The organism is Kitasatospora sp. NPDC127111, assembly GCF_042677465.1.
Taxonomy (GTDB): domain Bacteria; phylum Actinomycetota; class Actinomycetes; order Streptomycetales; family Streptomycetaceae; genus Kitasatospora.
The window spans coordinates 99,048-124,012 of record NZ_JBHXTG010000017.1 but is presented as its reverse complement, the minus strand read 5'-3'; the positions used below and the strand labels follow the sequence as shown (position 1 = coordinate 124,012).

The window sequence follows — 24,965 nt, the reverse complement described above, 5'->3', positions numbered from 1 at the left end:
GCCCCGGGGCGGCCGGTCAGGAACGGGCCGCCGAGGACCGGACCAGCGAGACGATCCCCGGGATCGGGAAGAGCAGCAGGAACAGGTTGGGCAGCCACCACCCCGGCGAGAAGTCGCCCCGCAGCGCCCAGAACGCCACCGCCTGCAGCCCCGCGGTGCTGGTCAGCGCGAGCGAGAGCAGCATCAGCGGCTGCGCCGTGGCCGTCGACCCGCGGCGGCCGAGGCGCAGCGCGGTGAGCCCGGTGAGGCTGGCCAGCACGTCGAGCAGGACGAACGAGTAGTTCCAGTCGCTGAGCACCGGGTTCAGGTAGTCCTTGTACGCGTACTCGGCCGGGATCAGCGCGAGCAGCGTGGCCGTCCAGTACGCCAGGAAGCCGACGTCGGTGACCATCATGGACGCCTTGGTGAACCGCAGCACCCTGCCCCGGGTGGCGGGGGTGTCGCTCATGGACCCTCCTCCGTCAGGTGCTCACTCAGGTGCTCACTCGTGGGCCAGCCCCCCGCCGAGGTACATCACGGCGACCCCGCCGACCACCAGCGCCGCGCCGATCAGCGAGGCCGGCTTGACCGGCTCGCCGAAGACCACCGCACCGCCGACCAGCGCGCCGACCGTGCCGAGCCCCGACCAGACGGCGTAGACCGGCCCCACGTTCAGTGATTTGAGCGCCTGGGCGAGCAGGACGAAGGCCGCCACGTACCCGAGCGCGACGACCGCGCTGGGGGCGAGCCTGGTCAGTCCGTGCGAGGCCCGCAGGGCCAGTGTCGCCGTCACCTCGGCCGCGATGGCCGCGCCGACCAGCAGGTACGCCGTCATGTCCGTTCCCCCGTCCTGTGGCGGCTAGCGCTTGCCGCCGATGAGTTCGACCAGCAGGTCGCGAAGTTCACGGTGCAGTTCGTCGTGCGGCGGGGTGAGGTCGAGCAGCCGGGCGTGCCACCAGCCGTCCACCGCCATCCGGACGAGCGTGGCCACGGCCGGGTCCAGCCCGTCCTCGGTGAGCCGCTGCTGCCAGCGCTCGTAGCGGGCCCGCAGCACCCCGAGGACCTCCGGGCCGCCGGCGGCGGCGAGCAGTGCGGCCGGCACCTGGTCGACGCCGCTGGTGTCCCCGGCCGGCGACTCCTCCGGGATGCTGGCGTCCAGCCAGGCGAGCGCGAACGCGCCGGGCGGCGCGTCCGGGCCCGGCAGGACGGCCTCGAACCGGTCGGCCAGCCGCTCGACGACCCCCTGGACCAGCGCCCGCTTGCTGGGGAAGTGGTGGAGCAGCCCGCCCTTGCTGACGCCGGCCTCCGCGGCCACCGCGTCCAGGCGCACCGCGTCGAGCCCTCCCCGCACCAGCAGCCGCTCGACCGCGTCGAGCAGGTGATCACGCACCGTCTTCCCTCTCTCCGTGTTACAGACCGTCCAGACGGTCGGACTCAGCCTAGCAGAGCGCCCGCGGAGCGGACCGGAAATCCCGGATGCCCGAAAGGGAAGGGTGTTGACAGTTTGGAATGAGGCGTGCTTACGTTTCCTCGGCCGAAAACCGGGGAGGCCCGGCGGATCGCCGGCGGCCAGCTGCAAGATTCATTTGCATGATGATCGAAGAAGCGGCGCCGGTGATTTCCACCGCGCCAGGGGGAACGCTGCTCGACATCCACGGGGGATCATGCGAGACGTACGGATTCGACGATGTCCGCACACGTCGGCCACTCCGAGCCGCAGCTGACAGTTCGTCAACAAGGCCACAGCAGGCAATGATAGGGCCACGTCAACCTTAACGCAGGCCCATCCACGCCGCCCCGGCCCGACACCCTTCCGTGCCCGGGGCACGTTGCGCAACGACGCGCACGCCTCCGGCACGCCTCCGCACGGTCTCGCCCCCTTTCGCCCCGGCCGGCCCTGCCACAGAACGGGCGCTGCTTTTCGAACCAGGATCAAAATTCGTGTGAACCGATGCGCCGAATACACCGATCATCGAATTTGAGGGACTCTGGTGGACATATTCTCCAAGGTATCCGGCTATACCGCCGCCCGGGATGCCATGGCAGCGGGGATCTATCCCTACTTCCTCCCGCTCACCGGCCACGAGGGCACGACCGTCACCCTGGGTGACCGTGAGCTGGTGATGTGCGGCTCGAACAACTACCTCGGCCTGACCTCCGACCCCCGGGTCAGAAAGGCCGCCGCCGAAGCACTCGACCGCTACGGCCCGTCCTGCACGGGCTCGCGCTTCCTCAACGGCAACCTGGACCTCCACGACCAGTTGGAGCGCGAACTCGCCGATTTCTACGGCAAGCCCGCGGCGGCCGTCATCTCCACCGGCTACCAGGCCAACCTCGGCACCATCAGCGCCCTGGCCGGCCGCGGCGACGTCGTCTTCGCCGACCGCGACGCCCACGCCTCCGTCGTCGACGGCTGCGTGCTCAGCGGCGCCAAGCACCGCCGCTTCCGGCACAACGACGCGCGCTCGCTGGACCGCGGCCTGGCCGCCGTCCCCGCCGGGATGGGCAAGCTGGTCGTGGTCGACGGCGTCTACTCCATGGAGGGCGACCTCTGCGCCCTACCGGAGATCGTCGAGGTCTGCAAGCACCACGGCGCCCGCCTGATCGTCGACGACGCGCACGGCCTCGGCGTCCTCGACCAGGGCCGGGGCACCTGCTCGTACTTCGGCCTCACCGACCAGGTCGACCTGATCACGGTGACCTTCAGCAAGTCCCTCGCCTCGCTCGGCGGCGCCGTGCTCGGCGACGAGGACGTCATCCACTACGTCAAGCACCACGCCCGGAGCCTGATCTTCAGCGCCTCCGCCACCCCGGCCAGCATGGCCGCCGCGCTGACCGCGCTGCGCATCCTGCGCGAGGAGCCCTGGCGCCCCGAGCGGGCCCAGCAGAACGCCGACTACCTCCGGGACGGCCTGCGCGCGGCCGGCATCAGCCCGGGCGAGAGCAGCACCCCGGTGATCCCGCTGCGCACCCGGGGGGTCATCGACACCCTGCTGCTCTGGCGGCGGCTCATCGACAGGGGCGTCTACACCAACCCGGTGGTGCCGCCCGCCGCCTCGCCCCGGCTGCGGCTCAGCGTGATGGCCACCCACACCACCGAGCACCTGAACCGGGTGATCACCGAGCTGAGCGCCGAGGCGGAGATGTTCCTGCGGGACGACGAGCCGGACGCCGCCGACGAGGTGACCGGCCTCGCCGAACTCGCCGAGCTCGCCGACTCGGCCGCCGCCCGCCCGTGAACCGCCCCTCCGGCCCCGCGCCGGTCACCACGGCGGCCGCCACCCCGGCCGCCGTACCGGTCGCGCCGCCGGTCGCCCTGGCCGTCGCCGCACTGGCCGGCGGATCGGCCGGCGCCGTCCTCGGCGCGGGTCTTCCCCCCGCCGGCGGCGGGTCACCCGACTGGCCCTGGTGCGCGGCCGCCGCCACCGGGATCGGGCTGGCCTTAGCGGCCGGCCTGCTCCGCCGTCCCCTCGCCGGCCGCCCCCTCGCCGGCCGGCTGCTCCCGGGCCCGCCCCACCGGGCCCCCGCCGCCGGACTGCTGCTGCTCGGCGCCGCCCTGCCCGCCTCGGCCACCGCCGCCAGCCCCGTCCTGGCGGCCCTCGTCACCGCCCTCGCGGCGCTCACCGCCGCGGTGGCGCCCGGACCAACCGGCTCCGCCGGCCTCCGGGCTCCCGCCGGAGCCGCCGCCTTCGCCGCCCTGGCCGCCGGAACCGTCGCCGGGGCGGCCGCCCCCTCGGTGTCCGCGGCCGTCCTCGGCGCCCTGGCCGGCCTGGCCGGCCTCCTGCTCGTCGCCTCCGCGGCACCGGCCGCGGAGGGCCTGGAAACCGACCACTCCCGAAGGAGCCAGTCATGAGTCGCCTCGGACTCGCCGCGCGTGCCCTGCGTCTCCACCTGAGCCGCACCCACGCCGACCCGACCCCCGACTACGACGCCGCGAGTTCCAGCTACGACACGTACTTCAGCCCGGTCATGGGGGTCCACTCGATCGCGGCGCTCAGCGAGGTGGTGATCCGTCCCGGCGACGACGTGCTCGAACTCGCCTGCGGCACCGGGCACCTGACCCACGAGATCGTCCGCCGGTTGGAGGGCCGCGGCTCGGTGCACGCGGTGGACAAGTCGCCCGGCATGCTGGCCGTCGCCCAGGCCAAGGTCCAGCCCGTGGTGCTGCGCTCGCCCGAGCTCGACGTGTCCCTGCGGGAGGGGGACATGGAGGAGTTCCTGCGCAGCCGGGGCACCGCCTCCGCCGACCTGGTCGTGATCGGCTGGGCGATCTGCTACAGCAAGCCGGTCAAGCTGCTGGAGCAGGTCAAGCGGGTGCTGCGCCCCGGCGGCCGGGTGATGGTGATCGAGACCCGCGGCGACGCCCTCAAGACCCTGATCGACCAGCTGGAGAAGGTCTTCGCCGCCGACCCGTCGCTGCTCACCGGCCTGGTGCGGGTCAACCTGCCGAAGGACGCCGCCACCGTGGGCCGCTGGTTCGCCAAGGCCGGCCTGACCGTCGACGTGCAGCGCGACGGCCACCAGGTGCTGCCCGCGGACACCCCCGAGGCGGCGCTGGAATGGGTGCAGCGCTCGGGCGCCGCGGCCGGCTTCAAGGACGCCGTCGACCACCGCCGTGAACAGCACGCCCTGGACCTCATCCGGGACGGGCTCGCCGAACACGTCGCCAAGCACGGCCCGCTGGAGCTGCGGCACACCTTCGCCGTGGTCACCGGCACCAGCCCGGTGACCACCTCGGCCGGCACCGGCCCGGGCGGGCGGCACCGCGAGGGAGTCGGCACCGCATGATCGAGACCGTCACCTCCCCGCCCGCGGAGGAGACCACCCACGGCGCGACGCAGCGCCGCCTGCTGCGCGTCGCCGGGGTGCTCACCGCCTACCCGAAGACCGTGCTCGCCGTCTGGGCGGTGGTCATCGCGCTGTGCTTCCCGTTCTCCTCGCAGCTCAGCGACGTCCTGACCAAGCAGGGCGCCTCCAAGGTCGTCCCGGGCACCAGCAGCGCCCGGGCCGACCAGCTGGTCGAGCAGTCCTTCCCGGACCGCTCGCAGCGCGAGTCGATCGTCGCGATCGGTGCCCCGGACGTCCGGAGCGACCGACTGCGCACGCTGCTGGCCGAGTTGGACGGCCGGATCGCCGAGAAGATCCGCACCGGCGAGGTCCGGCAGTCCAACTCGGCGTACACCGTGTTCCGGGACGCCACCACCGAGTACCTGAAGCAGCTGCGCGTCCAGCTGGACCGGCAGCTGACCGACGCCCAGGCCGGCACCTCCCCGGAGGCCCGCCGCCAGGCGGTGGACGCGGCGGTGGCGGCGGGCCAGGTCCCGCCCGGGCTCGCCGACCTGGCCCGCCGCGCGGTGGCCGCCGACGACGAGGCGCTGCCCGGCCTGGCCGCGGGGTTCGCGGCCGGCACCGACTGGCACGCCTTCCCGGTGCCGGTCCCCGCCGAGGCGGTGGACCGGCTGCTCGCCAAGGACGGCCGGGCGGCCCTGGTCACCGTCAGCTTCGCCAAGCAGGCCGGGCACGACCCGGACGTCGACTGGCTGCGCTCCGCGATCGACGGCACGCTCCGCGACGTCGGCGCCGGCCCCGACGTCAGCGCCCACGTCACCGGCGAACTCGCCCTGATCAAGGACACCTACCAGAAGGCCGAGGACGACAACGCGCTGATGGAGACGGTCGCCTACGCGATCATCTTCGTGGTGCTGCTGCTGTTCTTCCGCGCCGTGGTGCCCGCCGTCCTGACGGTGGCCGCGATCGGCCTGGCGATGACGGTCAGCCAGGCCGCGCTCTTCGCGCTCGGCCACGGTGTGACGCTCACCCAGTTCACCGTCACCATCATGAACTTCGTGATGCTCGGCGCGGGCGTCGACTACAGCATGCTGCTCTCCTCCCGCTACCGGCAGGAGCGCCTGGCCGGCCGGCCGCCCCGGGAGGCCGCCGTCCACGCCACCGCGCACGCGGGCGAGTCCATGCTGCTGGCGGCGGTCGCGGTGGTCCTCGCCTTCGGCGCCACCCTGCTCTCGCCGGTGGACTGGATCCCGCCGCTCGGCTACGGCGGGCTGATCGGCATCCCCATCGTGCTGCTCGCCGCGCTCACCCTGACGCCCGCCCTGCTGCGGCTGCTCGGCGACCGCTTCTTCGCCCTCGGCCGCGGCCCGCTGGCCGACCTGGAGCACGGCAGCGCACTCGGCCGCCACCTGGCCCGGGCCGCGGACCTGGCCCGCCGCCGCAAGGTGGCGATCGTGCTGGTGTTCGCCGTCGTCACGGTCCCGTTCGCGGTGATCACCGCCCAGCACCGGTCGACCGCGGACCCGGTGGCGCTGAGCCCGGCCACCGACTCCAGGACCGGCTTCCAGCTGGTCGCCGGCACGTGGGGCGACTCCGCCGTGCTGCCCACCGTGGTGGTGGCCCGGCCGGCCGCGGGCGTGGTCGACCCGGCGTCGCACCGGCTCACCGCCACCGGCCGCACCGCCGTGACGGCGCTGACCGACGAGCTGGCCGCCGTCCCCGGCGTCTCCCGGGTCTCCGCGGTCACCCGGCCGTTCGGCTCCCCGCTGCCCGCCGACCAGGTCGACGCCCTGACCGCCGACGTGCGGCGGGACTACCTGGCCGACGACGGCGCGCTGCGGATCGTGGTCGAGCTCGCCGACCCGCCGTACTCGGAGGCCGCCGTCCGCACCGTCGACCGGATCGAGGACGTCACCGCGGCCGCGACGGACGTCGGGGCGCTGCAGGTCGGCGGCGCGACCCAGGTCGACCGCCAGTACGGCGAGGCGCTCGACTCCAGCTTCTGGCAGATGATCGGGCTGGTCTCGCTCGGCGTCTTCGTGATGCTGGTGGTCGCCCTGCGGTCGCTGCTGATCCCGATCCGGCTGATCCTCACGATCATGATGAGCAACGTCTGGGCGATCGGCATCACCGTGCTGATCTTCCACTTCTGGCTCGACCGGGCGATCATCGACGACCTGCCGATCTTCCTCACCGTGCTGATGATGGGCCTCGGCATGGACTACGAGATCTTCCTGGTCACCCGGGTCCGGGACCTGGTCCGCGGCGGGGCCGACCAGGAGAGCGCCACCATCGGCGCGGTGGTCGACACCGGCCGGGTGATCAACGCGGCCGGCCTGGTGATGGCGGGCAGCCTCGGCACGATGGCGCTCTCCTCGACGGTGATGCTCCAGGAGTACGGCGCCGGCCTCGGCCTCGCCGTCCTGCTGGACGCCACCCTCATCCGGATGCTCTTCGTACCGGCGACCCTGCTGCTGTTCCGCCGCTACAACTGGTGGCTGCCCTCGCTGCGCCGCGCACCCGCGGTGGCGGAGGTGGCCCCCCGATGACCGCGAACCGTCCGGTGGCGGCGTCCGCGCCCCCCGAGCCCGCCACCGGACGGGCTCGCACCGTCCGCCGCCTGCGCGATCACCACCGCGAGGCACCGCTCGCCTCGGCCGCCCTGCTGTTCGCCGTGCTCGCCTCGGTCCGGATCGCGGGGGCGTTCGCCGTCCCGCTGATGGTCCTGTCGGTGGGTCTGAGCGCGCTCGTCCTGGCCGTCCTGGACCGGCCGGGGCGGGCCGCCGCCGGCCTGCGCCGGTTCCGGGCCCGGCCCGCCCTGGCGGGCACCGGCCTGGTGGTGCTCGCCTACGCGGGCACCGTCTTCGCCACCCGGGCCGCCTTCGGCCGCGGCGACGGCAACTGGACGGCGCTGATCCCGGAGCTGTTCCGGCAGATGGCGCCGGACGCACCGGTGGTGGCGGGCGCCGCCATGGTGCTCTGCATGGGCGTCCTGGTGCCGCTGGTGGAGGAGGTCTGCTACCGCGGCGTGCTGTTCCACGCGGTAGAGCGCACCCGCGGCCCGGCCGCCGCGATCGCCGCCACCGCCGCCGCCTGGGCCCTGGTCCACCTCGGCGACTACGGCCTCCACCCCTTCGACACCCGGGTGATCTGCGGGGTCCTGCCGTCCGTCTTCGCCATGGGGCTCGCCCTCGGCATCTGCCGGGCCTGGACCGGCTCGGCCCTGGCCGGCGCCCTCGCCCAGGGCACCGCCAACCTGCTGCTCCTCGGCTGGGTCCTCTGGGCCCTCTGAGCGGACGCCCGAGCACGACACCCCCCGCCCCTGAGCCGCCTTCCCCTGAGCCGCCTTCCCTTGAGCCGCCTTCCCCGGCCCGACCAGTTCCTCCGGACACCCCACGGTGAGGCAGGTATCCCCATGCGAATCGCGGTCACCGGCCCGATCGTCATCGACGACCTGATGACGTTCCCCGGCCGTTTCACCCACCAGCTGCTGCCGGCCCAGCTCAAGCACCTCTCGCTCTCCTTCCTGGTCGACGACCTGGAGGTGCGCTACGGCGGCGTGGCCGCCAACGTCGCGTACGGGCTCGGCCGGCTCGGCCGCCGACCGCTGCTGCTGGGCGCGGCCGGCAAGGACTTCGGCGACTACCGGGCCCGCCTGGAGGAGGCCGGGGTGGACACCTCCCTGGTGCACGTCTCCGCCGAGCGGCCGACCGCCCGCACCTTCGACACCACCGACGCCGACCGGAACCGGATCACCTCCTTCCACCCCGGCGCGCTGGCCGAGGACACCGCCCCCGGCCCCGAGGGCTGGTCGGAGGGCGTCGGTCTGGTCTTCCTCGGCCCGGCCCCGGCACCGCTGATGGCCGCCCGGGCCGACGAGTGCCGCCGCCTGGGCCTGCCCTTCCTGGTGGACGCGGCCGGCCGTGCCGAGGAGCTCGGCGCCGAGGGCGCCGAGGCGGTGCTGACCGGGGCGGACTGCCTGGTCACCAACCGCCACGAGCGCAGCCTGCTGCTGAACCACACCGGGTGGACCTCGGAGGACGTGCTGCGCCGGGTCGGCACCTGGATCACCACGCTCGGCCCCGAGGGGGTCTGGATCGACTACGCCGACGAGTCCTCGGTCGCCGTGCCGGCCGCCCCGATCAGCCGCCTGCCGGACACCGCGGGGGCGGGCGGCGCGTTCCGGGCCGGCTACCTGGCGGGCCGGGCCGACGGCCTCCCGGACGAGGAGGCGGCCCGGATGGGCTGCGTGCTGGCGGCGTACGCGCTGGAGTCGGCCGGCAGCCAGGACTACCTCTTCACCGCCGAGGGGTTCCGGGAGCGGCTCACCGAGACCTATCTAACCCCTACAGACACCTACATTGGTTGACGCGCCATCACCTAACCGTTACTGTTCACTTCACAGGTTAGAACTATGGCGTCCCTCCGGACGCCCAGCCCGGGGAGTGAGCAGGCATGTCCAGCACCACCAGCAGCACCCTGCAGACCGGCCACGTGGGCCTGAACGTCACCGATCTGGATCGTTCGGTCGCCTTCTACCGCCGCGCCCTCGGCCTGGAGCTGGTGAACGAGGGCACCGACCCGGACCGCCGCTTCGCCTTCCTGGGCCGCGACGGCAAGCTGGTGATCACGCTCTGGCAGCAGAGCACCGGCGACTTCGCCACCGCCGCCCCCGGTCTGCACCACCTCTCCTTCCAGGTCGACTCGCTGGACGAGGTCCGCGCCGCCGAGCGGGTGCTGCGCGAGCTGGGCGCCGAGTTCGCGTACGAGGGCGTCGTCCCGCACCGTGAGGGCTCGGCCTCCGGCGGGATCTTCTTCACCGACCCGGACGGCATCCGGCTGGAGGTCTACACCCCGCACGGCGTGGACGAGACCGAGGCCGCCGCCCCCACCAAGGCCGCCCCGACCTGCGGGTTCTTCTAACCACGGCCCCGACCAGGTGACAGGAGGCACGCCGTGAACGGCACGACGCCCTACCACCCGGGCGAGCGCGCGGTGCAGGCCAGGGCCGGCCGCCGCGACCGGGCCGACCACTCGGGCCGGTCGATCGGCAGCACCATCCCGGCCGTGGCCGCCCGCTTCCTGACCGAGCGGCAGGTCCTCGTGGTCGGCGCCGCCGACGCCGAGGGCCGGCTCTGGGCCACCCAGCTCACCGGCGAGCCCGGCTTCCTCCGGGCCGCCGACGAGCGGACCCTCACCGTGGCGGCCCGCCCGGCCGCCGACGACCCGCTGGCCGAGGTGCTGGGCGGCCCGGCCGAGGTCGGCACCATCGCCCTGGATCCGGCCGGCCGGCGCCGGATGCGGCTCAACGGCCGCTCCGCGCCGGACGGCCGGGGCGGCCTGGTGATCGCCGCCGAGCAGGTCTACGCCAACTGCCCGAAGTACATCCAGCGCCGCCGGCCGCAGGCCCGCCCGGCCGCCGGCTCCCCGCACGCGGTGGCCGCCGGGTCGGTGCTCTCCACCGCCCAGCAGCTCGCCGTCACGACCGCCGACACCTTCTTCATCGCCACCGCCGGCCCGGACGGCCGGGTGGACGCCTCGCACCGGGGCGGCAACCCCGGCTTCCTCCGGGTGCTCGGACCGGACCGGCTGCAGTGGCCCGAGTACGCCGGCAACAGCATGTTCATGACCCTCGGCAACCTGGAGCTCGACCCGCGCGCCGGGCTGCTGCTCCCGGACTTCGGGACCGGCGGCGCACTGCTGGTCACCGGCGAGGCCCGGACCGACTGGTCCGAGCAGGCGGCGGCCGGCCTGCCGGGCGCCGAGCGGGTGGTCGACCTCACCGTCACCGGCGTCCTCGAACTGGCCGACGCCACCCCGCTGACCTGGACCGATCCCGAGTACTCGCCCGCCAACCCGCCCGCCGCCGCCTGACCCGGCGTCCGCCCGTCGGCCACCGGGCCGGAGCCTGACCACCCGCAAGGTCGGCCACCGCCCTCCCGCCGCCCGCGCCACGCCCGGGCCGCTGAACGGACGTCACCCGCGCGGCGCAATCCGCCGCGCCGAACACCCGTCCGCTTTGCGAGTTTGGTCCCGATGACCCGCGCTACCGGCCCGGGAAGGCCGGTCCTGTCGAGCCGTCAGGGCCGACCGGGAAAGAGGCGGAGATGACCCGAACCGACCCACTGACCGCGTTGCCCGAGTTCGAGGACGTCGAACCGGACGACGACTGCATATGCGCGGGCTGCGGCGCCCGCCGCCGGGCCCGGCTGCACGCCGCCCCGGTGCACGAGGGCGGCCACGCCGCGGCCCGCAGCATCCGCCGCCGCGCCGCCGTGCTGATGGCCGCGGTCGGCACCGCCCTCGGCGGCGGCGCGGCCGGGGCCGCCGCCGCCACGGCCTCCCCCGCCCCGACCCCGGGCGGCAGCACCGCCGCCCGGCCGCCGACCAGCCCGCAGGGAGAGGTCAGCGGCCTCTACGGCGACGAGGAGCGCGAATCCGCAGCCCCGCGCGCCGTCGCGTTGCCGGTCACCCGGGCGCGGATCCTCGCGCGGGCACAGGACTGGGTCGACCAGAAGGTCCCGTACAGCATGAGCCGGTACTGGACGGACGGCTACCGCCAGGACTGCTCGGGCTTCGTCTCGATGGCCTGGGGCCTGGACAGCAGCCAGACCACCTGGACGCTGCCCGACTTCGCCGAGCGGATCACCAAGGCGGAGCTCCAGCCCGGCGACATCCTCGTCCACAACGACCCGGCCAGCCCGCAGGGCGGCTCGCACGTCACGCTCTTCGGCGGCTGGACGGACGCCGCGCACACCCGCTACCTGGCCTACGAGCAGACCTCCCCCGGCACCACCAAACGGGACACCCCGTACGCCTACTGGTCCGACTCCGCCTCCTACGTCCCGTACCGCTTCACGGCCCTGAGCGGCGGCGGCAGCAGCGACGCCACCGCCCCGACCGCCTTCCCCGGCACCGACAGCTTCGGCCCCGGCGCGAACAACGACCACGTCACCAGGCTCGGCCAGCTGCTGGTGCAGCGCGGCGGCGGCCGGTTCTACGGCGACGGCCCCGGGCCGCGCTGGAGCGAGAGCGACCGCCGGGCCACCGAGGCGTTCCAGCTCGCCCAGGGCTGGCGCGGCAGCGAGGCGGACGGCATCCCGGGCAAGGACACCTGGGACTACCTGGTCAACCACAAGGGCCGCGACATCGACGCCGCCACCCCGAGCCCGCCGCCGCCCCCGGCCGGCTCCGGCGCGCCCGCCTTCCCCGGCGCCGCCGAGTTCGCCCCCGGCGCGGACAACGACTTCGTCCGGCAGCTCGGCGAACAGCTGGTCCGCAAGGGCTTCGGCCGCTTCTACACCGAGGGCCCGGGCCCGCGCTGGACGGAGAGCGACCGGCGGGCCGTCCAGGCCTTCCAGGAGTCCCAGGGCTGGCGCGGCACCGAGGCCGACGGCTACCCCGGACCGGACACCTGGAAGCTGCTGTTCTCCTAGGGCCTGTGCCCGCCGGGCGGGCGCCCGGACATCCAGTGGAACAGGCCCATCGCCACGCTGGTCGCCAGGTTGAAGCTGGAGACCCCGGGCTCCATCGGCACCGCGACCAGGTGGTCGGCGCGCGCCTTGAGCTCCGCCGAGACGCCGTGCCGCTCGGTGCCGAAGGCGAGCAGCGCGTCGTCCGGGAAGGCCAGCGTCCGGATGTCCGCGCCCTCCGGGTCCAGGACGTAGAGCGGGCCGGCCGGCAGCTCCGGCAGGGCCAGCCTTTCCACGGCGGTGGCGAAGTGCAGGCCGGCGCTGCCCCGGACCACGGTGGGGTGCCAGGGGTCCAGGTCGCCGGTGGTCACCACGCCGGTGGCGCCGAAGCCGGCCGCCAGCCGGATCACCGCGCCGACGTTCCCGAGGTTGCGCGGGTTCTCCAGCAGGACGACCGGCGCCGTCCGGGGCCGCCGGGCGAGCGCGGCCAGGTTGGCCTCGGCGGTGGGCCGGGCGGCCAGTGCGACCACGCCGGTCGGGTGCAGCCGCGGCACCAGCGTCCGCAGCTCCGCCTCCGGCAGCTCGACCGCCAGCCCGTCCAGCGCGGGCCGCACGTCCGCGGCCAGCTCGTCGGCGAGCGCCAGCAGCGCGGCGCGGTCGGCGGTCAGCACCTGCCGGACGGCCCCGCCGAAGCGCAGCGCGTGCTTCAGCGCGTGGAACCCGTCCAGCAGCACCGTCCCGGGCACCCGGGCGTCCGCCCGCCAGGCCCGCACCAGCTCGTCGTTCATGCGGCTCACTCTGCCAGACCCGTTCCGGCCGGCCGGTGGCGCCGGTCAGCTGAGGGGAGAGCCCCCGTCCGGTTCCGCACGCCCCGCACCGAGCCCCGGTTCCGCACGCCCCGCACCGAGCCCCGGTGCCCCGGCCCGGCGCAGGCCGAGGAAGCCGCGCAGCCACGCGCCGGTCCGGCCCGCCCGCGCCGCCACCCAGAGCAGCGCCGCCGTCGGCAGGAAGACGGCGTCCGCCGCGACCATCGCCAGCGAGAACACCGGCAGCCCGAGCAGCACCGCGATGCCCAGGTGCTCGGTCATCATCACCACCAGCAGCGCGTTCTTCACCCGCCGGCTGACCAGCGTGAACGGGAAGGCGACCTGCAGGATCACCGTCCCGTACGAGACCAGGAAGACCGGCAGCAGCGCCGAGCCGACCAGCCCGGACAGCGACGGCCAGGGGGTGAAGTAGTCCAGGTGCAGCGGGTACCAGAGCGCGGTGCCGTCCTGCCAGCGCGAGCCCTGCACCTTGTACCAGCCGGCCGTGGCGTAGATCAGCACCACCTCGGCGGCGATCACCAGCATCGCGCAGTTGTGCACCATGTTCGCCAGCGCGTCCAGCACCGCGCGCGGCTCGCCGTCCGGCCGCAGCCGGCCGAGCACCCACCAGAGGCCGGCCACCGCCCAGAGCCCCCAGAACACCGGCGCCCAGCCGACGTACGGGAAGGCCGCGGCCGTCCAGGTCAGGCTCTCCCCCGAGAACGCGCCGAGCCCGCAGACCAGCAGCAGCACGCCGAGCACCGCCCAGAGCACGACCCCGGTCCGGCCGGGGGCGGTCCGCCGGCCGTCCAGCGACCAGACCTCGGCGCAGCGGGTGAAGACCAGGTAGACCGCCATCAGGTGGACGACGTTGTCGCCGCCGTCCCCGAGGAAGACGTTGCGGTTCTGCAGGGACAGCACGGTGACCAGGAACAGCACGCCGCTCGCCCTGGTCCGCCAGCCGAGCACCACCGCGACGGCGGCCAGCACGGCCAGGTGGTAGACCAGCTCGAACCAGAGCCGACCGCCGAACCACGGCAACACGGTCAGCGCGCGGTTGTCGGCGAGCAGCCGCTCGGCCAGGTCGAGCGACCAGGGCGAGGTGTCGCCGTACAGCAGCCGCCGGTTGGGCCACTCCCGGAGCAGGTGGGCCAGCCAGACCAGGCCGAAGCCGATCCGCACCGCGGCCGCCTGGTGCGGTCCGAGCGCCCGCCCGGTGAACGCGGCGAGGGCCCGCGCGCACAGCTCGACGGGGCCGGGGCCGGCCCGGCGCGGGGCCGGGGCGGGGGCGGGGAGCGGCGCGGGCTGCCGGGGGATCTCCTCCAGCAGCCGCTGCGGTCCGGCCGACGGCGTCACCTCGTTCACCCGAGCCCCCGGTAGTCCTCGTCGTTCACCGGCCACCACGGCAGCTCGCGGACCTTCGGCGCGGGCGGGGCGGCCTCTCCGCTCCAGCCCGGCGGCGGCACGGTGACGGCCGTCACCCGGAACTCGATCTCCAGGATCCGCTCGCCCTCGACGCTGCGGCCGGTCCGCTGCAGCGCGATCCGCTTGAGGTACTGCTCGGCGAGCTTGCCGCGCGGGTTGGTCGGCGAGTCGTCCTGCGCGTTGTGCGAGCCCTCGTAGAAGTCCCAGGCCCGGCGCAGCAGGTTCTGGTCGGCGTGGCTGGGCGCCGGGTTGCCGCGGATCGCGGCGATGTCCCGGGCGGTCAGCCCGAACCAGTCGTGGGTCCGGGTGGCGCCGCCGTCGACGACCGTGCGCACCCGGGCGTCCAGGCTGACGTTCTGCTGCAGCGGGTTGGGCGCGAACAGCTTCCAGTTCTGCTCGAACTCCGGGTACACGACGCCGTCGACCTGCTCCCGGTACTGCCGGGAGACCGAGTTGGGCGGGGCCACGTGCAGGAACACCGCGGCCAGGAAGAGCCCGGTGGCCGCGACCAGCAGCACGCCGGCCGCGCCGAGCACGGTCAGCGCCGGCGCCGACCACCGCCGTCCGCCGGACGGCGCGTCGGCGGGCCCGGCGTCCTCCACGGCGCGGTCGGCGCAGTCGGCGCGGTCGGTGCTCCCGGCGCTCCCGGCGCTCTCGGGCATGAACTCTCCCCCAGCCTCGGCCGGGAGGTGCCTCCGCCCGGACGGCGCGCCGCCGGTCCGGTCCCGGCTCGGTCGCGCGCCCATCCTGCCCTAACCGGGCCGGGGACTACAGGACGTAGGCGTCCTGGCCGCCGCTGGACACCATCGGACGGCTCGCGGCCTCCCAGGCGTACATGCCGCCGTCCACGTTCACCGCGTCCCGGCCGTTCTGCACCAGGTACTGGACGACCTGCGCCGAGCGCCCGCCGACCCGGCAGAGCACGTACAGCTTCTCGTCCGGCAGCTCGCCGATCCGCGCGAGCAGCTGGCCCATCGGGATGTGCAGCGCGCCGTCCACGTGCCCGGCGTCCCACTCGTCCTGCTCCCGGACGTCCAGCAGGACGGCGTCGGCGGGCACGGAGGCGGCGTCGGTGGTGGGGATCTGGGCGAACATCGTCTGGCTCTCCTGGGGCTCGGTCTCGGCTCCCCCATTGTCCCCCACCGGCTGCTGCCCGCCGAGCAGCCGCTCCAGCTCGGCCTGCTGGGCCGCGGCCTTGGCCAGCAGCTGCTCGGCCAGCTCCTCCAGCAGCCCGTCCGGGTCCTGCGGGGCCAGCGCGAGCAGCTGGCCCATCGCGGTGTTCTCCAGCCGGACGTGCTCGGCGGCGGTCTCCGCGATCTTGGCGTTGAGCCACTCCAGCCGGCGGCGCAGCCAGCCGAGCCGGTCGGGGGAGTCCACCGCGGGCGCCGCCTCGGGGGCGGTGGACCACTCGGCGGCCAGACCCGCGAGCGCGGTGGTGTCGCCGTACGCGTAGGCCTCGTTGACCCGGGCCAGGAAGGCGGCCCGGCGCTCCTGCTCGGCCGGGTCGGTGGTGAGGTCGGGGTGGGCGCGGCGGACGAGGTCCCGGTAGATCCGCTGGGCGTCCCGGCCGGGCCGCACCCGGGCCGGCGCGGCCGGCGGCGGCGGGGCGTCCCGCTGCTCCTGGACGCTGTCGAACAGCGCCTCCAGGTCGGGGAGTTCGTCCACCCGCTGCCGGGCCTCGGCGGCCCGCCGGAGGTCCTCCGGGTGCCCGGTGCGGGCGGCCACCGTCTCGGCGATCAGCGCGTCCAGCTCGTCCAGCCGGGCGTAGAGCGGGCCGAGCAGCTGGTGGTGGATCAGGGCGAAGTTGTCGATCTCGACCCGCAGCGTCTGCATGTCGACGTCCATGGTGAGCCAGGCGAGTTCGGCCGCGGCGACCCGCTCCTCCCACTCCCGCTGCTCCGGGTCCGTCCAGCGGACGGGGCTCTGCGCGGTCACTTCTCGCCTCCGTCTGGTCCTGCTCGCTCGGTCCGGCCTGCCACCCTACCCTCGCGCGGACCGCACCCGTCGGGGTGAACGGGGAGTGCGGCGCAGCGCACGCCGAGTGACACGCAACTGATACTGATGAATCTCCCCGTTTCGCTATCGAGCCCGGCCCTGTCCGTGCTTCGCTGGTATCCGCACAGCGTGCCTTCCTCCAGAGAAACGGCCGCCTCCAGGCGTGGCGGCCAGGCGGGAGCAGACCGAATCCATGGTGGACGAGCCCAACTCCACACCGCGACCGGCGGCCACCACCGCCGGGCCCGACGCCGCGTCGGGTGACCTGCCGTCAGGCGTGGTCGCCCTGGTCAGGCTCGCCCTCGTGCTGGTCGACCGGGCCGGCCGGATCGCGCAGTGGAGCCGGGCCGCCGAGGAGCTGTTCGGGCACCGTGCCGAGGTCACCTGCGACCGCCCCGCCGCCGGGCTGCTCCCCGTCGCCGGTCCGCGCGGCGTCCCCGGTCCCGCCGCCGGCCACCGCCGCGACGCGCTGGAGTCGCTGGCCGAGCTGACCGCCGACGGCCGCCCCTGGGCCGGTCAGCTGCCGGTGACCGACCGCGAGGACCACCCGCGCGACGTCCTCTGGTGGGCCTACCCCTCGGCCGGCGGCGGTTTGCTGGCCCTGGCCGCCGACGCCCGCCCGCTGCGTTCGGCCGGCCCCCGGCTGGCCCTCGGCGAGCGGCTGCTGCCGTTCGCCCCGGTGTCCGCCGCCCACGGCGGCTTCCACCGGCTCTCCGCCACCCTCGCCCCGCCCGGCCGGCCGGTGCCCGAACCGTTCGCCCGGCTGCTGCCGGCCGGCTCCGCCGAGCGCCGGGAGCAGCAGCTGGCGCGGCTGGTCCTCGCGGGCCTGCCCGCCCTGCGGCTGGACCGCTCCACCGTGCTGCCCGTCCTGCCGGCCGATCCGCCGACCGCCACCGCGCACGCGGCCGCCGGCATCGGCCGCCGCTATCCGACCGCCCAGCAGCGCGCCGCCCGGCTCGGCCCGCCGCCGCAGCCCGAACAGCCCGCCCCCGGGCGGCGCCCGGCCGGCCAGCCCACCGGGCCGCTGCCCGCCCAGCGCGAGGCCGCCGCCCACCCCGCCGGCGCGGTGGGCGGCGCGCCGACGGGCGCCCCGGCCGTTCCGGCCCCGCCCAGAGGAGGCGCCACCATCGAGCAGGCCGCCGTCGAGTCGTCCGCCGACCGCCACCAGGTCCGCCGGAGCGACGAGGCCCCACCCACGACCGTCCCCGCCCCACCCGCGGGCATCCCCGCGCCGGCCGGAGCGGACGGCGGCACCCCGCCGGCCGGCCGGTTCGGCCCGTTCCTCACCAACGGCCAGGCCGGCGAGCAGCTGGCCCTGCTGGGCGAGGTCGGGGGCAAGGTCGGCACCACGCTGGACCTCGGCTTCACCGCGCACGAGCTGTGCCAGGTGCTCGTCCCGAGGGTCGCCGACTTCGCCTGCGTGGACCTGGTGGACGGACTGATCTCCGACTCCGAGCTGCCCGAGGCCCGGCCGGACGACGACACCATGCTCCGCCGGGTCGCCCTGGTCTACAACGAGTCCGCCGGCCAGTGGGACCACGTCCTCGCCGAGGGCTCCCTGGTCGCCATGCCCCGCCGCACCCCGCCCGGCATGGCGCTCCAGCAGAACCAGCCGGTCCTGGTCCCGGTGGTCAGCGCGGACGTCGCGGTCGACTACGCCGCCGCGCTCGGCGGCCCCCGGCTCGCCTCCGTGGTCTCCGGCCGCTCGATGCTGGTGGTGCCGCTCTCCGCCCGCGGCACCGTGCTCGGCATCCTCAAGCTGCTCCGCCTGCCCGACCGGGCCTCCTTCGACGAGGGCGACGCGGCCACGCTCAAGGAGCTGGCCGCCCGCGCCGCGCTCTCGCTGGACAACGCCCGGCTGCACCGCGCCGAGTCCCGGGTCGCCACCACCCTGCAGCGCTCGATGATCCCGACCCGCCCGCCGCAGATCCCCGGCGTCCAGATCGCCCACCGCTACCTGCCGGGCGACTCCAAGGCCGAGGTCGGCGGCGACTGGTTCGACGCGATCCAGCTCCCCGGCAGCCGGGTCGCCCTGGTGGTCGGCGACGTGATGGGACACGGCCTGCACTCGGCGGCCGCGATGGGTCGCTTCCGCACCGCGATGCAGACCCTCGCCGCGCTCGACCTGCCGCCCGGCCAGCTGCTGCGCCACCTGGACAACCTGGCCCACAAGCTCGGCGACGACCACCTCGCCACCTGCCTGTACGCGGTCTACGACCCGATCAACCGGACCTGCGAGCTGGCCAGCGCGGGCCACGTCCCGCCGGTGCTGGTGCACCCGGACGGCAGCGGCGAGCTGCTGGAGATCCCGGCCGGCGCGCCGATCGGCGTCGGCGGCGTGCCGTTCGTCGCCAAGACCATCGACGTCTCCGACGGCTCGATGCTGGTGCTCTGCACCGACGGCCTGGTCGAGGTCCGGGGCGGTGACATAGGAGCCGGGCTGGCCGCGCTCTGCGGCAACCTGATCGACCCGCGGCAGAGCCCCGAGCAGGCCTGCGACGTGGTGCTGGAGCGGCTCCACTCGGACGACCGCAAGGACGACGTCGCCCTGCTGGTGGCCCGCTTCGACGGCGTCGCGCCGACCGAGGTGGCCACCTGGAACCTCACCGTGGACCAGCGCGAGGTCCGCCGCGCCCGCGCCCTGGTCCGCGAGCAGCTGGCCGCCTGGCACCTGGAGGGGCTCTCCGACACCACCGAACTGCTCGTCAGCGAGCTGGTGACGAACGCCGTCCGGGTCGCCCGGGACAAGGTGCAGCTGCAGCTGATCCGGGTGGACAAGCTGCTGGTCGAGGTCAGCGACGACAACCACAACCTGCCGTCCCTGGAGCCGGCCGAGCAGCTCGGCGAGACCGGGCGCGGGCTGACCCTGGTCACCAAGCTCGCCGAGCGCTGGGGCACCGCCCGCAAGGCGGTCGGCAAGGTGGTCTGGTTCGAACTCCCGCTACCGCCCGGCTAGGGCCCTACGACCGGGTGCGGGCTCCGGCCCGCACCCGGCGGCCGGAGCACCACCGGAAGCACTCCCTTCAGGGGATCGCGGCACCCGCCGCCGCCCGGCGCCGGGCCTCCGTCGCCACCTCGATCGAGGCCGCCGCGGCCACCGAGCCCGCCGCGCCGACCCCGGCCAGCACCCGCGGCCAGAAGTCCCCGAACACCTCCACCGAGACGGCGATCAGCAGCGCCATGAGCACCGCGACGACGTGCTCCAGGCCCGCCAGGTTCGGCAGCACGACGGCCTCGCCGACCATCAGCGCCACCACCAGCCCGGCCGTGAACCAGGCCCGGCAGCGGAACGCGATGCAGATCGCCAGCGCCACCACCGCCGCCGAGGGGCCGGTGTCACGGACGTGCGCCACCCACTTCGGGAAGCCGAACACGTGCTCCGGGCCGATCGCCACGCCCACCCGGGCGAACAGCGTCCCGGCCAGGGTGCAGGCGTAGGCCACCACCAGGGTCAGCCGCCGCCCGAGCACGATCTCGGCGATGCCGAAGACCAGGAACACCTGGGCCAGCGCCCCCCAGACCGGGAGGTCCAGCGCCGGCACGTAGAGCGACAGCGGTGTCCGCAGCAGCGAGACCTCCAGCGGCAGCGCCGCCTTCACCACCCCGATGTGGGTGACGAAGCGCTCCCCGCCCGGCAGGTGCTGCACGATGCTGAACAGCAGGATCAGTGCGGTCGCCCCGGTGGCGAGCGGAACGGCGGCGAACTTCTTCGCCGCCAACCGCTCCCGGAGCGTGCCGAACAGCGTTCCCCACTCGGCGACAGCGGCCGCACCGGCAATAGCCAGCGGCCCCTTTCGCACGCCCCCCGCGTGGGTCCTCTGAATCACAGCCGTCTCTCCAAATCCCCGAAGCCATCCCCGAAGTCGGAACGCCTTACCGACCACTCCAACATTAGAAGCCGGTTAATGAATCCACATCGGCATGAATGTGGATCGGCATCATCCTCTGGGGGGAGATAAAACCCCGAAACACCCCCATCCGGACGACCGGCCCCCTCCGCCCCCCGGCGGAGGGACTACCCCTTCCCCTCCCGCGCCGCCACCGGCACCCGGGCGGCCGCGGCCCCCGCGTGTCGACGACGGAACAGGGCGGGCAGGCTCGGCGCGGTGATGAAGCCCTCGGCCCGCGCACTGGCGATACCGATCCGCGGAATCTCGCTGCTCTTCTCGAACAGCAGATAGCGCGGCTCCCAGATCGGCCGGTACTTGGCGTTCGCCCGGTACAGCGATTCGATCTGCCACCACCGCGAGAAGAAGCCCAGCACCGAGCGCCACAGCCGGAGCACCGGCCCGGCGCCGAGTCGCGAACCGCGCTCGAAAACGGAACGGAACATCGCGAAGTTCAGCGACACCCGGGCCAGCCCGACCTCCTCGGCCCGCTGCAGGAGTTCGATCACCATGAACTCCATCAGCCCGTTCTCGGTGTCCCGGGCCCGGCGCATCAGGTCCAGCGAGAGGCCGTCCGCGCCCCACGGCACGAAGCTCAGCAGCGCCTTCAGCTCGCCGTCCCCGTCGTGGCACTCCAGCATCACGCAGCGCCCGTCACCCGGGTCGCCGAGCCGGCCCAGCGCCATCGAGAAGCCGCGCTCGGTCGCCCCGTCGCGCCACTGGTCGGCCTTGGCCACCAGCTCGGCCATCTCGCACTCGGGAATGGCCTCGTGCCGCCGGATCCGCACGGTGTACCCGGCCCGCTTGACCCGGTTGTACGCCTGCCGGACCACTCGCATCGCGCGGCCGTCCAGCGAGAACTCGTCCAGCTCGACGATCGCCTCGTCACCCAGCTCCAGCGCGTCCAGGCCGTGCCGGGCGTAGATCACCCCGGCCTCCTCGGAGGCGCCCATCACGGCCGGCGCCCAGGCGTGCTCGCGGGCCTCGGCCAGCCAGGCGTCGATGGCGCCCGGCCAGGCCTCCGGGTCCCCGATCGGGTCGCCCGAGGCCAGCGAGACGCCGCCGACCACCCGGTAGGTGACGGCCGCCTTGCCGCTGGGGGAGAAGACCACCGCCTTGTCCCGGCGCAGCGCGAAGTAGCCCAGCGAGTCCCGCTCGCCCTGCTTGTCCAGCAGGCCGCGCAGCTTCTCCTCGTCCTCCGGGGTCAGCAGCTCCTTGTTCCTGGGGCTGCGGAACGCCACGTAGAGCACCAGCAGGAACAGCACCGCGCCCATCGCGTTGATGATGGCGTTCACCCAGGTCGGCGCGGCGATCACCGAGCGCAGGTGCTCGGACGGCGTGATGGTGATCATCCGGCCGACCGAGTAGCGGAAGAGGTCCCAGAAGCCGGCGCCCGTGAGGTCGTTGGTCAGCCAGACCAGGAAGGCCCCGACCACACCGCCGAAGGCCAGGCCGCCGACGAAGGTGGCCGCCGCCGTCTTCGGGTTGGACTCGTCGCCCTTGGAGGTGAACTCCTTCCGGCCGACCAGCAGCGCCAGCACGAACAGACAGGTCAGCACGGTGGAGACGTAGTTCAGCGGGTGCTGGTTGAAGCCGCCGTCCGGCAGCGCCATGGCGATCAGGTAGAGCACCGCGAAGAGCCCGGACAGCGCGAGGTTGAAGATCCAGGCGGCCCGCTTGCGCCGCCGCATCGCGATCGCCAGGAAGACCGACAGCACCACGCTGGCGAGGCCGGAGGTCAGCAGGTACGGGGTGAAGTACTCGCCCTCGTTGTGCGTCTCCACCTGGTCCCGGAACGGCGCCAGCAGCACCGTCACCAGGTTCAGCAGGGCCAGCAGCCGCAGGTACCAGACGGTGGCCACGGCGGCCCGCGGCCGCCAGCGCTCACGCATGACAACGGGCCAGGGCGCGGCGGACGGCTCCGACTTCACAGTGGACGACACAGCTCAATTCCAAACGATCAGATGGTGGGGCGCATCCGCACACGGCCCGGCGCCGGGCGCCCGCACGGGCCCGACGGACTGACCAGCGGCCCGGACGCCGCGGCCGGGAAACCGGCGAAGGGGCAGCCAATTCCATGGTTCCCCACCCCGGATGAGAATTTCGTGAACCCGGTAGCCGATTCCGACCCCCGCCGAACGGCGGGGGTGTCGCCCGCCCACCCGTTCGGCGCCCCGCCCCCGCTGGCCCTAGTCTCAAGACGGTTGGAACAGACTGCACCGAGCAGCCTGCGCCGAGCGGACCGGCGGCCCCGGCCGCCCGAACCGAGGAGGGACCATCACCACCACCCGCGTCCTGATCGTGGACGACGAGATCCTGGTCCGTTCCGGGCTCGGCCTCATCGTCGGATCCGCCCCCGATCTGGAGGTGGTCGGGGACTGCTCCGGCGGCCAGGCCGAGCAGTACGTCCAGCGCCTGCGCCCGCACGTGGTGCTGCTCGACATCCGGATGCCCGACCTGGACGGCATCTCGGTGCTGCGCCGGCTGCGCGCCCTGCCCGACCCGCCCGCCGTGGCGATGCTCACCACCTTCGACACCGACGAGTACATCGGCACCGCGCTGCGGGCCGGCGCCTCCGGCTTCCTGCTCAAGGACACCGCCCCCGACCAGCTGGTGCACGCCGTCCGGGTGCTCGCGGCCGGCGGCAACATCCTCTCGCCGACCGTCACCCGCACCGTGATCGGCGGCTACGTCGACGGCGGCGGCCCGGACGCCGAGGCCGCCACCCTGGCCCGCACCCTCACCGGCCGCGAGCTCGACGTGCTGGCGCTGCTCGGCGAGGGCCTGTCCAACGCCGAGATCGCCGACCGGCTCTTCCTCGGCACCGGCACCGTGAAGGACCACATCAGCGCGATCCTCGGCAAGCTCGGCGCCGCCAACCGCGTCCAGGCCGCCGTCATCGCCCACCGGGCCGGTCTGGTCCGGCCGAAGCCCGGCGACGGGGCATGACCACCGAACCATCCCCCGCCAGACGCTGGCCGGCCCGGCTCACCGCCTCCTGGCTGATGCTGCTGCTGCCGGCCCTCTACTCCCTGGTGGACGCCGCGCTGGTGGCCCGGGGGGACGCCCGCTGGTGGCAGATCCTGCTCTCCGTGCTGGCCGCCGTGGTGCTGCTCTGGCGCCGGCGCTTCCCGGTCACCGTGCTGCTGCTGACCATGCCCGGCAGCTACGTCAACGACATCTGGCTCGCCCCGATAACCGCCGTCTACACGGTGGCCGCCGAGCGCTCCAGCCCCCGGGTGGTGGTGCCCTGCGCGACCCTCTTCGCCCTGGTCGAGTTCTTCCACTGGCCGCTCTCCGAGCAGACCTTCGCGCTGAGCCGGGACACCGCTCTGTACGCCATCCAGTCCGTGATGCTGGCCGCCGGCCCGGCCGCCACCGGGATGCTCTCCCGGACCCGCCGGGAGCTGGCGGCCCGGCTGGACGAGCTGACCCGCGGCCAGGAGCGGGAGAGCCGGCTGCTCGCCGAGCGGGTGCTGCTCAGCGAACGCGGCCGGCTGGCCCGGGAGATGCACGACGTGGTCTCGCACCAGGTCAGCCTGATCTCCATCCAGGCCGGCGCGCTCCAGGTCAGCACCGCCGATCCCGCCGCCGCGGCCACCGCCCGGACCATCCGGGAGCTCGCCGTCCGCACCCTCCAGGAGCTGCGGCAGATGGTCGGGGTGCTGCGCGCGGCCGGCTCCCGCCCGGACGCGCCGCTCGCCCCGCAGCCCCGGCTGGCCGACCTGCCCCGGCTGATCGAGGAGAGCGGCCTGGCCGCGGAGACCGAGCTCGCCGCCGGGGACCGCCCCTGGCCCGAGGCGGTCGAGCGGGCCGCCTACCGCACCGTGCAGGAGGCGCTCACCAACATCACCAAGTACGCCCCGGACGCCGCCGTGCACGTGAGGGTCCGGGCACGAGGCCGCCGGCTGCGGGTCGAGGTGCGCAACGACGCCCCGCCGGTCCGGCCCGCCGAGACCCTGCCGGGCGGCGGCCACGGCCTGGTCGGCCTGCGCGAGCGCGCCCAGCTGCTCGGCGGCAGCCTCTGGGCCGGCCCGACCGCCGACGGCGGCTTCGAGGTCCGCGCCGATCTCCCCGCCGGCCGGGGCTGACCGGCGCGGGCCGGCCTCGGGGCGGTCGGAAACCCGGGGAGGGGAATCCCGTGGCCGGTCCCCGGTACGCGAGGCCCGGTGCGGGAACGCCCGGCGACGCCGCGATCCCGGACAACGAGAAAGCCCCGCAGATCCGAAGATCTGCGGGGCTTCGCTGTGCGCGAGGGGGGAGTTGAACCCCCACGCCCTTTCGGGCACTGGAACCTGAATCCAGCGCGTCTGCCTATTCCGCCACCCGCGCATGGGTGTTTGTCGTGGTTGCCAGCCGATCAGCCGACCCGCTCGGTACCATGTGGCCTTCGCGGTTCTTCGATCCGGCTCCCTTTCGGGCGCCCCTTCCGACGTGGAAAACAGTAGCACGACCAGCGGGCCACCTCCGAATCCGTTTCCCGGGGACGCCGAGCGCATCCGAACGGATGCCCGGGGAACAGGCGAGCGACGGGTGAGGGCCCGCTCCGGCGGGTAGCCCTGGCGTGCCGCCGCCGGGATGCGTCACCCTGTGTGTCCGGGCCCACCCCCGGGCACCACACCGTCCGGGAACCGTATGGAGGGCCCGGGCGTGGATACGATCAGTACGGAAGT

The 24,965-nt window shown here is 74.4% G+C and carries 21 protein-coding genes and 1 tRNA gene; 12 read left to right on the top strand and 10 right to left on the bottom strand.

From position 1 onward, the window contains the following. Positions 1 to 16 precede the first annotated feature (16 nt). The 3 genes from ACFVHB_RS14120 to ACFVHB_RS14110 are packed head-to-tail and all read right to left on the bottom strand — an operon-like array spanning position 17 to position 1,369. Positions 17 to 448 carry a DUF5360 family protein gene (locus tag ACFVHB_RS14120; RefSeq protein WP_380320235.1) on the bottom strand — a complete coding sequence of 144 codons (432 nt, stop codon included), beginning with the start codon at positions 446 to 448 and terminating at the stop codon, positions 17 to 19. Positions 449 to 481: 33 nt separating this feature from the next. Next, the gene (locus tag ACFVHB_RS14115; protein WP_380320232.1) at positions 482 to 814 is read right to left on the bottom strand and encodes a DMT family transporter; all 333 of its coding nucleotides are present in this window, start codon (positions 812 to 814) and stop codon (positions 482 to 484) included. 24 nt (positions 815 to 838) lie between these two features. After that, positions 839 to 1,369: a TetR/AcrR family transcriptional regulator gene (locus tag ACFVHB_RS14110; RefSeq protein WP_380320229.1), complete on the bottom strand. Its 531-nt coding sequence runs from the start codon at positions 1,367 to 1,369 to the stop codon at positions 839 to 841. A gap of 649 nt (positions 1,370 to 2,018) precedes the next feature. Here ACFVHB_RS14110 and ACFVHB_RS14105 point away from each other — a divergent pair. The 9 genes from ACFVHB_RS14105 (at position 2,019) to ACFVHB_RS14065 (ending at position 12,203) form a co-directional block, all read left to right on the top strand. Then, a complete protein-coding gene (locus tag ACFVHB_RS14105; protein ID WP_380320226.1) occupies positions 2,019 to 3,218 on the top strand; it encodes an aminotransferase class I/II-fold pyridoxal phosphate-dependent enzyme in 1,200 nt (399 codons plus the stop codon). Further along, a complete protein-coding gene (locus tag ACFVHB_RS14100) occupies positions 3,215 to 3,832 on the top strand; it encodes a hypothetical protein (RefSeq protein WP_380320223.1) in 618 nt (205 codons plus the stop codon). Before ACFVHB_RS14105 ends, ACFVHB_RS14100 begins: the two co-directional genes overlap by 4 nt. Further along, the gene (locus tag ACFVHB_RS14095; protein ID WP_380320221.1) at positions 3,829 to 4,767 is read left to right on the top strand and encodes a class I SAM-dependent methyltransferase; all 939 of its coding nucleotides are present in this window, start codon (positions 3,829 to 3,831) and stop codon (positions 4,765 to 4,767) included. Before ACFVHB_RS14100 ends, ACFVHB_RS14095 begins: the two co-directional genes overlap by 4 nt. Continuing rightward, entirely contained in the window at positions 4,764 to 7,316 is a 2,553-nt protein-coding gene (locus tag ACFVHB_RS14090; protein ID WP_380320219.1) for an MMPL family transporter, read from the top strand. Before ACFVHB_RS14095 ends, ACFVHB_RS14090 begins: the two co-directional genes overlap by 4 nt. Further along, the gene (locus ACFVHB_RS14085) at positions 7,313 to 8,059 is read left to right on the top strand and encodes a CPBP family intramembrane glutamic endopeptidase (protein WP_380320216.1); all 747 of its coding nucleotides are present in this window, start codon (positions 7,313 to 7,315) and stop codon (positions 8,057 to 8,059) included. The genes ACFVHB_RS14090 and ACFVHB_RS14085 overlap by 4 nt, the downstream gene beginning before the upstream one ends. Before the next feature lie 123 nt (positions 8,060 to 8,182). Continuing rightward, entirely contained in the window at positions 8,183 to 9,136 is a 954-nt protein-coding gene (locus ACFVHB_RS14080; RefSeq protein ID WP_380320213.1) for a PfkB family carbohydrate kinase, read from the top strand. Between the two features lie 86 nt (positions 9,137 to 9,222). Then, on the top strand, positions 9,223 to 9,690 hold the full coding sequence (locus ACFVHB_RS14075; RefSeq protein WP_380320211.1) for a VOC family protein: 468 nt from the start codon (positions 9,223 to 9,225) through the stop codon (positions 9,688 to 9,690). A gap of 33 nt (positions 9,691 to 9,723) precedes the next feature. Continuing rightward, entirely contained in the window at positions 9,724 to 10,641 is a 918-nt protein-coding gene (locus tag ACFVHB_RS14070; RefSeq protein ID WP_380320208.1) for a pyridoxamine 5'-phosphate oxidase family protein, read from the top strand. Between the two features lie 233 nt (positions 10,642 to 10,874). Further along, entirely contained in the window at positions 10,875 to 12,203 is a 1,329-nt protein-coding gene (locus ACFVHB_RS14065) for a peptidoglycan-binding protein (protein WP_380320205.1), read from the top strand. On the opposite strand, the gene ACFVHB_RS14060 is transcribed toward ACFVHB_RS14065, so the two are convergent. From ACFVHB_RS14060 to ACFVHB_RS14045, 4 genes are all read right to left on the bottom strand, one after another. Beyond that, positions 12,200 to 12,967, bottom strand: coding sequence for a TrmH family RNA methyltransferase (locus ACFVHB_RS14060; protein WP_380320202.1), 768 nt, complete (start codon positions 12,965 to 12,967; stop codon positions 12,200 to 12,202). The two genes, ACFVHB_RS14065 and ACFVHB_RS14060, sit on opposite strands and share 4 nt — an antisense overlap. Positions 12,968 to 13,012: 45 nt before the next feature. Further along, positions 13,013 to 14,350, bottom strand: a complete 1,338-nt coding sequence (locus tag ACFVHB_RS14055; protein ID WP_380320199.1) for an HTTM domain-containing protein — start codon at positions 14,348 to 14,350, stop codon at positions 13,013 to 13,015. Continuing rightward, positions 14,347 to 15,072, bottom strand: a complete 726-nt coding sequence (locus tag ACFVHB_RS14050; protein WP_380320196.1) for a DUF5819 family protein — start codon at positions 15,070 to 15,072, stop codon at positions 14,347 to 14,349. Before ACFVHB_RS14050 ends, ACFVHB_RS14055 begins: the two co-directional genes overlap by 4 nt. Positions 15,073 to 15,178: 106 nt before the next feature. Next, positions 15,179 to 16,345 carry a rhodanese-like domain-containing protein gene (locus ACFVHB_RS14045; protein ID WP_380320193.1) on the bottom strand — a complete coding sequence of 389 codons (1,167 nt, stop codon included), beginning with the start codon at positions 16,343 to 16,345 and terminating at the stop codon, positions 15,179 to 15,181. A gap of 253 nt (positions 16,346 to 16,598) precedes the next feature. On the opposite strand from ACFVHB_RS14045, the gene ACFVHB_RS14040 reads away from it, so the two are divergent. Further along, positions 16,599 to 19,361: a SpoIIE family protein phosphatase gene (locus tag ACFVHB_RS14040; RefSeq protein WP_380320190.1), complete on the top strand. Its 2,763-nt coding sequence runs from the start codon at positions 16,599 to 16,601 to the stop codon at positions 19,359 to 19,361. Positions 19,362 to 19,428: 67 nt separating this feature from the next. On the opposite strand, the gene ACFVHB_RS14035 is transcribed toward ACFVHB_RS14040, so the two are convergent. Then, positions 19,429 to 20,205, bottom strand: a complete 777-nt coding sequence (locus tag ACFVHB_RS14035) for a hypothetical protein (RefSeq protein WP_380320187.1) — start codon at positions 20,203 to 20,205, stop codon at positions 19,429 to 19,431. 215 nt (positions 20,206 to 20,420) lie between these two features. After that, a complete protein-coding gene (locus ACFVHB_RS14030) occupies positions 20,421 to 22,184 on the bottom strand; it encodes a phosphatidylglycerol lysyltransferase domain-containing protein (RefSeq protein WP_380320253.1) in 1,764 nt (587 codons plus the stop codon). Positions 22,185 to 22,590: 406 nt separating this feature from the next. Here ACFVHB_RS14030 and ACFVHB_RS14025 point away from each other — a divergent pair, with 406 nt between their 5' ends. Then, positions 22,591 to 23,241 (top strand): response regulator, encoded by a 651-nt coding sequence (locus ACFVHB_RS14025; RefSeq protein WP_380320250.1) that lies wholly within the window; start codon positions 22,591 to 22,593, stop codon positions 23,239 to 23,241. After that, on the top strand, positions 23,238 to 24,383 hold the full coding sequence (locus tag ACFVHB_RS14020; protein WP_380320184.1) for a sensor histidine kinase: 1,146 nt from the start codon (positions 23,238 to 23,240) through the stop codon (positions 24,381 to 24,383). The genes ACFVHB_RS14025 and ACFVHB_RS14020 overlap by 4 nt, the downstream gene beginning before the upstream one ends. Positions 24,384 to 24,540: 157 nt before the next feature. Here the strand turns inward: ACFVHB_RS14020 and ACFVHB_RS14015 are convergent. Continuing rightward, positions 24,541 to 24,624, bottom strand: a tRNA-Leu gene (locus ACFVHB_RS14015). Between the last annotated feature and the right edge of the window lie 341 nt (positions 24,625 to 24,965).

Bases quoted from the DNA above. Each gene is read 5' to 3' on its own strand.
- ACFVHB_RS14120 (WP_380320235.1), bottom strand. From the start codon at position 448: ATGAGCGACACCCCCGCCACCCGGGGCAGGGTGCTGCGGTTCACCAAG.
- ACFVHB_RS14115 (WP_380320232.1), bottom strand. From the start codon at position 814: ATGACGGCGTACCTGCTGGTCGGCGCGGCCATCGCGGCCGAGGTGACG.
- ACFVHB_RS14105 (WP_380320226.1), top strand. From the start codon at position 2,019: ATGGCAGCGGGGATCTATCCCTACTTCCTCCCGCTCACCGGCCACGAG.
- ACFVHB_RS14095 (WP_380320221.1), top strand. From the start codon at position 3,829: ATGAGTCGCCTCGGACTCGCCGCGCGTGCCCTGCGTCTCCACCTGAGC.
- ACFVHB_RS14090 (WP_380320219.1), top strand. From the start codon at position 4,764: ATGATCGAGACCGTCACCTCCCCGCCCGCGGAGGAGACCACCCACGGC.
- ACFVHB_RS14085 (WP_380320216.1), top strand. From the start codon at position 7,313: ATGACCGCGAACCGTCCGGTGGCGGCGTCCGCGCCCCCCGAGCCCGCC.
- ACFVHB_RS14080 (WP_380320213.1), top strand. From the start codon at position 8,183: ATGCGAATCGCGGTCACCGGCCCGATCGTCATCGACGACCTGATGACG.
- ACFVHB_RS14075 (WP_380320211.1), top strand. From the start codon at position 9,223: ATGTCCAGCACCACCAGCAGCACCCTGCAGACCGGCCACGTGGGCCTG.
- ACFVHB_RS14065 (WP_380320205.1), top strand. From the start codon at position 10,875: ATGACCCGAACCGACCCACTGACCGCGTTGCCCGAGTTCGAGGACGTC.
- ACFVHB_RS14060 (WP_380320202.1), bottom strand. From the start codon at position 12,967: ATGAACGACGAGCTGGTGCGGGCCTGGCGGGCGGACGCCCGGGTGCCC.
- ACFVHB_RS14050 (WP_380320196.1), bottom strand. From the start codon at position 15,072: ATGCCCGAGAGCGCCGGGAGCGCCGGGAGCACCGACCGCGCCGACTGC.
- ACFVHB_RS14040 (WP_380320190.1), top strand. From the start codon at position 16,599: ATGGTGGACGAGCCCAACTCCACACCGCGACCGGCGGCCACCACCGCC.
- ACFVHB_RS14030 (WP_380320253.1), bottom strand. From the start codon at position 22,184: ATGCGTGAGCGCTGGCGGCCGCGGGCCGCCGTGGCCACCGTCTGGTAC.
- ACFVHB_RS14020 (WP_380320184.1), top strand. From the start codon at position 23,238: ATGACCACCGAACCATCCCCCGCCAGACGCTGGCCGGCCCGGCTCACC.